At 63.6% G+C, this 8,100-nt stretch carries 6 protein-coding genes; 3 read left to right on the top strand and 3 right to left on the bottom strand.

Annotated elements, in window-relative coordinates:
• Positions 1-82: 82 nt before the first annotated feature.
• Positions 83-1,468: a VOC family protein gene (locus tag APH27_RS14255; RefSeq protein WP_060485153.1), complete on the bottom strand. Its 1,386-nt coding sequence runs from the start codon at positions 1,466-1,468 to the stop codon at positions 83-85.
• Positions 1,469-1,657: 189 nt separating this feature from the next.
• On the bottom strand, positions 1,658-2,548 hold the full coding sequence (locus tag APH27_RS14250) for a LysR family transcriptional regulator (RefSeq protein WP_027916995.1): 891 nt from the start codon (positions 2,546-2,548) through the stop codon (positions 1,658-1,660).
• A 136-nt stretch (positions 2,549-2,684) separates the two neighbouring features.
• Between APH27_RS14250 and APH27_RS14245 the strand changes: the two genes are divergently transcribed.
• Positions 2,685-4,175, top strand: a complete 1,491-nt coding sequence (locus APH27_RS14245) for an aldehyde dehydrogenase family protein (RefSeq protein WP_060485152.1) — start codon at positions 2,685-2,687, stop codon at positions 4,173-4,175.
• Positions 4,176-4,342: 167 nt separating this feature from the next.
• The gene (locus APH27_RS14240) at positions 4,343-5,629 is read left to right on the top strand and encodes an FAD-binding oxidoreductase (RefSeq protein WP_027916993.1); all 1,287 of its coding nucleotides are present in this window, start codon (positions 4,343-4,345) and stop codon (positions 5,627-5,629) included.
• 107 nt (positions 5,630-5,736) lie between these two features.
• On the opposite strand, the gene APH27_RS14235 is transcribed toward APH27_RS14240, so the two are convergent.
• Complete coding sequence (locus APH27_RS14235) at positions 5,737-7,164, bottom strand: mechanosensitive ion channel family protein (RefSeq protein WP_060485151.1); 1,428 nt, start codon at positions 7,162-7,164, stop codon at positions 5,737-5,739.
• A gap of 220 nt (positions 7,165-7,384) precedes the next feature.
• Here APH27_RS14235 and ycaC point away from each other — a divergent pair, with 220 nt between their 5' ends.
• Positions 7,385-8,014, top strand: a complete 630-nt coding sequence (gene ycaC, locus APH27_RS14230; RefSeq protein WP_060485150.1) for an isochorismate family cysteine hydrolase YcaC — start codon at positions 7,385-7,387, stop codon at positions 8,012-8,014.
• Positions 8,015-8,100 lie beyond the last annotated feature (86 nt).

The following is an 8,100-nucleotide window of genomic DNA, read 5'->3' as shown; positions in this document are numbered from 1 at the left end:
GCCTACAGGAAAGCGTGTCGTTTTTGTAGGAGCGGCCTTGTGTCGCGAAAGGGGCGCAGAGCGCCCCCGGCAATCTAAAGCCTTACATCGAGCCGAGGTTCAACGCCTGGGCACAGGCCTGCAACGAGCGCCGCTCGCTCTGCGCATACAGCGCCAGCTCATCCTGCACCTGCAACCCCAGCGCCGCTTCGAAAGCCTCACGGTTGGCATTGCTGCCATACTCCGCCTGGCCTTCATCGCCCAGATTCGACTGGAAGATCCCCGCCGCACTCACCGGCAGGAAATCCTCGTACACCAGCGCCTCGAAGTGCACATGGCCTGCCGCGATCAGGCCTTCCAGCGTTGTCGGGCGATCCGCTCGCTCACGTGCTGCCAGGCCTTTCTCGGTGGCGAAGTAACGGAAGTACGCCAACCCTTGCTCACGCATCTGTGCCAGGTCATCCGGGAATTCGGCAAAGCTTGCCTGCAGCAATGCCATGTAGCGCTCGGCATTGGCCTCGGCCGGCGCGCCACCCAGGGCGGCGCGGGTAGCGTCGAGCAGCTTGTCGTACAGCTGGCGGCCCTTGGGCGTTAGCGCCGCGCCGCGCTGTTCGATCTCGCCGAAGCGCGCAGTGTGGCTGCCCTGGTGATCGCTGAACGCAACCTTCTCCTGCAGTGCCTTGAAGCTGGTCTGGCGCAACAGGATCGGGTGGCGACGGGTAGGTGGGCCTTCGACCACGGCTTTGGGCGGGATGCCCTTGGCCGGCATGCCCACCTGGATCGCGTCGATGTCCAGGGTGCGTGGCGTCAGATGGTTGATGTGCGGGCCTTTGAATGCCACCACGTCGGCAATCAGGCGGTGCTGGTCGTGCAGCTGTTCATACTGCTCGGCTGTGACTGTGGCGTCCTGGTGCCAGCGGAAGGTGTGCAGGGCTTCACGGACGAATTCGTCGGCATCGGCTGCGTTCAGGCCGCCATCGTGTTCGGATTGGCTGATCAGCTCCAGCGCGCGCGGGGTGAAGATCTTGCGTTTGGCCAGAATGCCTTGGGCCAGCTCGCGCAGTGGCAGGTTGTCGATGAGCTCCAGGCGCAGCAACGAGGTGAACACGCGGAACGGGCTGACATGCAGCGACTGCTCGTGCACAGCGCGGAACGCGGTGGAGTGCACCGGCACGCCGGCAGAGCTGAGGTCGTAATAGCCAACCGGCGCCATGCCCATCACCGCAAACAGGCGGGCGATGGTTGCCAGCTCTTCGGCAGTGCCGACGCGGATGGCACCGTGGCGCTCCTGGTCCAGGCGCTCGATTTCGCCAGTCCAGCGCAGGGCTTCGGCCACTTTGGGCTGCTCGGCCATGACTTGCTGGTTGATTTCGCTCACCAGCTCAAGCAGCGTGCCGTACAGCGGCACTTCCTGTTTGTACATGAGCGACATGGCGGCAGAGAACTGCGCGCGGATGCTGTCTGGGCTGACAAAATCGTGGGCGGGCATCGCTAGCTTCCTGAGTAGGTTCGGACGCTTACATGAAAGCTGGGAATGCACTTGGCTCACAAGCGAAAAAAAGTGAGCCAGTCATTCCATTTCTGATCGACCTCAAGGGCCCTTTCGCGACTAAGGCCGCTCCTACAGGACCGCGCAAGGTTTGAACCTGTAGGAGCGGCTTTAGCCGCGATGAAGCCATCAAACCGAAAGCTGCTCGCGAATCCATTCCACCAATGCCCTGACCTTAGGCACCTCAGCCGCATGCTCGGCATACGCCAGGTAATGCTTCCCAGCACTAGGCATCGCATGGTTCCACGCAATGACCAAACTGCCCTCAGCCAGCTCCTTCGCCACCAGGTACCGCGGCACCAACGCCACCCCACACCCGGCCTGTGCCGCACTCAACGCCATGTAGAACGTATCGAAGCGCGGCCCGTGGTAAGCGCTGACACTGTGCAACCCCAGCGCCAGGAACCACTCGTGCCAGGCCTCCGGCCGCGAAGTGCTCTGCAGCAGCACCCTGTCCGCCAACTCACCTGCATCCCCCAGCGCGCGCCCGGCCAGCAGCTCCGGCGCACACACCGGCACCACCTCTTCGCCGAACAGCTCGATACAGGTGGCCCCCGGCCAAGTGCCCTGGCCATAGAAGAACACCACATCCGCAGAGCCCTGCAGCAGCGCGAACGGCTCCATCTCGTTGCGGATGTCGAGGTGGATGTTCGCGTGGCGTTTGCCAAAACCCTTGAGGTGCGGAATCAGCCAGCGCACGCCAAAACTCGGTTGAGTGGCTACCTTCAATATCTCGGTCTGCTCGCCGTAGGTAAGCACGTAGCGGCTGGACATGTCGACCTGGGTGAGGATCTTGTTGACCTCAGCCAGGTACAGGCTGCCGGCGGGCGTAAGTTGCAGGCGCCTGCGGATACGCAGGAACAAGTGGTGGCGCAGCATCTCTTCAAGCTGTGCCACCTGCTTGCTGACGGCACTCTGTGTCAGGTGCAGCTCTTCGGCGGCACGGGTAAAGCTCAGGTGACGGGCTGCAGCTTCGAAGCACTGCAGGGCGGTCATGGAGGGCACCAGGCGTTTGGACATCGTGGTCTCTGCGGCTCAAATCATTACCTGACGGAATGATATGCGGAATAAAGGTCGTTTGTTGCACTGGTGTGATCGGATTAATACTGATCCACATCATTTTTCCACCCCATCACCCGATGTAGGAGAAGCACAAATGGTTGCTGGATTGCTCGAGCGCCTTGGCGTTGCCGCCGAGGCTTACACCCAGGGCGACTACCCTGTTCACACGCCGATCGACGGCAGCCAGATCGCCTCGGTGAAATTGCTCGGCAAGGCCGAGACCATCGCCCGCATTGACCAGGCCCAGAGCGCCTTCGAAGCCTGGCGCAGCGTGCCGGCCCCACGCCGTGGCGAGCTGGTGCGCCTGTTTGGTGAAGTGCTGCGTGAGCACAAGGCCGACCTCGGCGAGCTGGTTTCGATCGAAGCCGGCAAGATCACCCAGGAAGGCCTGGGCGAAGTGCAGGAAATGATCGACATCTGCGACTTTGCCGTTGGCCTGTCGCGCCAGCTGTACGGCCTGACCATCGCTTCCGAGCGCCCGGGCCACCACATGCGTGAAACCTGGCACCCGCTGGGCGTGGTCGGCGTGATCAGCGCCTTCAACTTCCCGGTTGCCGTATGGGCCTGGAACACCGCGCTGGCGCTGGTAGCCGGTAATTCCGTGGTGTGGAAACCGTCCGAGAAGACCCCGCTGACCGCCCTGGCTTGCCAGGCGCTGTTCGACAAGGCCCTGAAGGCCTTCGGTGAAGCACCGGCTGGCCTGGCGCAACTGGTGATCGGCGGCCGCGAAGCCGGCGAAGCCATGGTCGACGACCCACGCGTACCGCTGGTCAGCGCCACCGGCAGCACCCGCATGGGCCGCGAAGTCGGCCCGCGCGTTGCGGCCCGTTTCGGTCGCAGCATCCTCGAGCTGGGTGGCAACAACGCCATGATCCTGGCCCCGAGCGCCGACCTCGACCTGGCCGTGCGCGGCATTCTGTTCTCTGCTGTCGGCACCGCTGGCCAGCGCTGCACCACCCTGCGCCGCCTGATCGTGCACCGCTCGATCAAGGACGAAGTGGTTGCGCGCGTCAAAGCCGCCTACGGCAAGGTGCGCATCGGTGACCCACGCAAGGACAACCTGGTTGGCCCGCTGATCGACAAGCAGTCGTTCGATGCCATGCAGGGTGCACTGGCCAAGGCCCGTGACGAAGGTGGCCAAGTGTTCGGTGGCGAGCGCCAGCTGGCCGAGCAGTATCCGAACGCCTACTACGTGTCCCCTGCCATTGCCGAAATGCCGGCCCAGAGCGACGTGGTGCGCCACGAAACCTTCGCGCCGATCCTCTACGTGCTGGCCTACGACGACTTCGAAGAGGCCCTGCGCCTGAACAACGAAGTGCCACAAGGCTTGTCGTCGTGCATCTTCACCACCGACATTCGTGAAGCCGAGCGCTTCCAGAGTGCCTCGGGCAGCGACTGCGGTATCGCCAACGTCAACATCGGCACCAGCGGTGCCGAGATCGGCGGGGCGTTCGGTGGCGAGAAGGAGACTGGCGGTGGTCGTGAGTCCGGTTCCGATGCCTGGAAAGGCTACATGCGTCGCCAGACCAACACCGTGAACTACTCGCGCGAGCTGCCGCTGGCGCAGGGTATCGTGTTCGACTGATGGGTTGATGCTGCATGGCCGGGGGCCTTGCCCCCGGTTCGCGGGTAAACCCGCTCCCACAGGTACAACACAGCCTTCGAAACCTGTGATGTACCTGTGGGAGCGGGTTTGCCCGCGACTGGGCTGCAAAGAAGCCCCAAACAAGAACAAATAGCTGGAGCCGGGCCATGTCCGAACTGCGTCAACAATGCTTGTGGGAACACGTCAGCCAACCGACCGTCGCCAGCCAGGCCCTGGCCGGTGAACACAAGGCCGATGTCTGCGTGATCGGCGGCGGCATCACCGGCCTGTCGGCGGCTATCCATCTGCTCGAGCAGGGCAAGTCGGTGATCCTGCTGGAGGCTTGGAAGATCGGCCACGGCGGCTCCGGGCGCAACGTCGGGCTGGTCAACGCTGGTACCTGGATCCGCCCCGATGACGTGGAGGCGACCCTTGGCCAGAAGCAGGGCAGCCGCCTGAACAAGGTGCTCGGCGCAGCCCCGGCAGAAGTGTTCGCGATGATCGATCGCCTCGGCATCGACTGCCAGGCTCAGCACAAAGGCACGCTGCACATGGCGCACAACGCCACCGGTATCGCCGACCTTGAGGCCCGCCACGAGCAATGGCGCCGCCGCGGGGCCGACGTCGAGTTGCTGACCGGCAGCCAGTGCCAGGAATACTGCGGTACCGACAAGATTTCCGCCGCGCTGCTCGACCGCCGCGCCGGCACCATCAACCCCATGGGTTACACCCAGGGCCTGGCCGCCGCCGTGGTGCGTCTGGGCGGCAAACTGTTCCAGCAATCCTCGGTCGAGGGCCTTGAGCGTGACGGCGATGCCTGGCGGGTGAAGACCGCCCGTGGTTCGGTACGCGCCGACAAGGTGGTGATTTCCACAGGCGCCTACACCGAAGGCGACTGGAGCAACCTGCAGAAGCAGTTCTTCCGCGGCTACTACTACCAGGTGGCGTCCAAGCCTCTGCACGGCGCGGCAGCCGACAAAGTGCTGCCGCACGGCCAGGGCTCGTGGGATACTCGTACCGTGCTCAGCAGCATCCGCCGCGACGATCAGGGCCGCCTGCTGCTAGGCAGCCTCGGCCGGGTCGACAACAAGCCGGCCTGGTTCGTGCGCAGTTGGGCTGACCGGATCCAGAGCCATTACTATCCGGAGCTGGGCAAGGTCGAGTGGGAAATGCACTGGACTGGCTGCATCGACTTCACCCCGGACCACCTGATGCGGCTGTTCGAGCCGGCACCGGGGCTGGTGGCGGTGACCGGGTACAACGGTCGTGGCAACACCACCGGAACCGTGATTGGCCGGGCGTTTGCCGAGTTCCTGCTGAAAGGTGAGGCGCACAGCCTGCCGATTCCGTTCTCGCCGATGACGGGCGTGAGCGCGCCTTCTTTGCGCACCGCGTTCTATGAGTCCGGCTTCTCGCTGTATCACGCCGGGCAATGCTTGAGAGTTGTGCTGTAGCAGCTGGCCCCTTCGCGGGTAAACCCGCCCCCACAGGTACTGCACAAGCTTTCAGCTTTGCGCAATCCCTGTGGGAGCGGGTTTACCCGCGAAGGGACCAGTACAGGTTACTTGTGCAACCAGCTGAGGAAGCCGCCTTTCTTGATCGAAACCGGCTTCTGCAGCAACAGCGACTCCCGGCTCTGGCGCCGGAACCGCTGCAATTTGCTCAGCGCCGTCTGCACCTCCCCACGCTGCTCAAGGCAGCTCTTCACCTGCGCTTTTTCAATGCGATACAGCACGCAGCTGGTCAAGGTGCGGAACTCGGCCATCGAGTCGTCTTCGTCGATGATCCCCTCGATCCCCAGCACCTCACCTGGCCCCATGCGCCCGGCTTCCAGCAGCTTGTCACCATCGCGCACCGACGCCGAAACCACGCCGCTGCCAATCACCAGCAAATGATCGGACTGCTCGCCAACGCCCAGGATGACCTGGTCGGCCAGGTACTCCACGGCGGTCATGCGCTGGCTCAAGGCATCCCGCTCTTCAGCGCTGAGTGAGCGGAACACCCGCACCTCGTCCAGCACTTCGCGCTGGCGGCTGCGTGGCGGCATGGCCAGGTCGACGTTCCACATCACCCCGCTGGCTTCCAGGTGGCGGTGCGCCAGGTCGAACAGCTGGTTGCGTGCATCGGTCTTGCCGCCCATGTCAGCGATGAAGCCGCTGGCTTCGTACTCCACCGATTCCAGTGTCGAGGTTTTCACCGTCACCTTGGGCTTGGGTGAGGCGAGGATCGCACTGGTGCCCTGCAGGGCTTTCTCCAGGGCATCCAAAACCCGCCTGGGGCGTACCTTGGCCGGCACCACCACGCAGATCGACACCCCGTTCACATCGGCCGGGCGGCTGTGGTTGAGCAAGCGCGCCTTGGCCGCTACCGAGTTGGGGATCACCGCCAGGCTGCCACTGCCGGTAAGTAGACGCGTAGCGCGCCAGTCGATATCCAGCACCTTGCCTTCGGTGCCGTCGATGGAGATCGAATCACCTATCTGATAGGGCCGCGTGGTGTTCAGCACGATGCCGCTGAAAACGTCGGCCAGGGTGCTCTGCAGCGCCAGGCCGATGACGATGGCCATCACCCCGGAGGTGGCCAGCAGGCCCTTCACCGGCAGTTGCAGCACATAGCCGGCAGCGGCGACCACGGCCGCAAGGAAGATCAGCGCCCCCAGCACATCCTGCAGCAAGCGCCCGCCATGGCTGCCACGGGCCACCAGCAGCAGGCCGAACACCACGGTCACCGTGCGTGCACCGAACAGCCACCAGCCGATGGCCAGCACCGTGGCGATCAGGTTGCGCGACACATCGTCGGCCCACGGCGGCGGCTGCAGCGGGCTCATGCCCGCGGCCACCAGCACCGAGCTGAACAGCAGGAAGATCACCAGTCGCGTGCCAATGCGCCAGGCCCGGCGCTGGATCGGGATCAGTTGCCAGAGCACGAGGTCGAGCAGGATCAGGGCGGTACCGAGCAACAACGGGGACGACTGGATGAACGCCAGCATGGAAGTCTCGGGAGTGAGGGGAGGGCTGTGCGTAGTAATAGAGCAGCTTGCTCGGGCAAGCAATGAGGCCAGCAAATCCACTGCCAACAGATCGTTCCTTAAATGGAACGCTAAAGCCAAAAACCACTATCTACCGCTCCAAAGGTGTTGGTTTTAATCTTCTCCCATCAACGCGAAACACCCAACTTACTGAAAATCAAAACCCTTAGGAGCTACCACCATGACCCCATTCAAATACAACCGCCTGAACAAAGACGACGCTGCCGTGCTGCTGGTCGATCACCAGGCTGGCCTGCTGTCGCTGGTTCGCGACATCGAGCCGGACAAGTTCAAGAACAACGTGCTGGCCCTGGCTGACCTGGCCAAGTTCTTCAACCTGCCGACCATCCTCACCACCAGCTTCGAACAAGGCCCCAACGGCCCGCTGGTGCCGGAACTGAAGGCACTGTTCCCGGACGCCCCGTACATCGCCCGCCCAGGCCAGATCAACGCCTGGGACAACGAAGACTTCGTCAAGGCGGTGAAGGCCACCGGCAAGAAGCAGCTGATCATCGCCGGTGTGGTGACTGAAGTGTGTGTAGCCTTCCCGGCGCTGGCAGCCCTGGAAGAAGAGTTCGATGTGTTCGTGGTGACCGACGCTTCCGGCACCTTCAATGCCATGACCCGCGACGCCGCCCACGACCGCATGAGCCAGGCCGGCGCGCAACTGATGACCTGGTTCGGCGTGGCCTGTGAGCTGCACCGCGACTGGCGCAACGACATCGAAGGCCTGGCCGCGCTGTGCTCCAACCACATCCCGGACTACCGCAACCTGATGACCAGCTACAACGCCTTCAACGCCAACAAGTAAGCCGGCAGCCGGGCACCGCCAGTCGGTGCCCGGCAAGGGCAGCACACTTATCCAATCCTCCGCCCGTCCGCCGTCGCACAGTGGAT

Origin of the sequence: Pseudomonas sp. NBRC 111123 (genome assembly GCF_001320205.1) — a bacterium.
Classification (GTDB): domain Bacteria; phylum Pseudomonadota; class Gammaproteobacteria; order Pseudomonadales; family Pseudomonadaceae; genus Aquipseudomonas; species Aquipseudomonas putida_J.
This window is presented reverse-complemented; position numbering and strand designations above follow the sequence as displayed.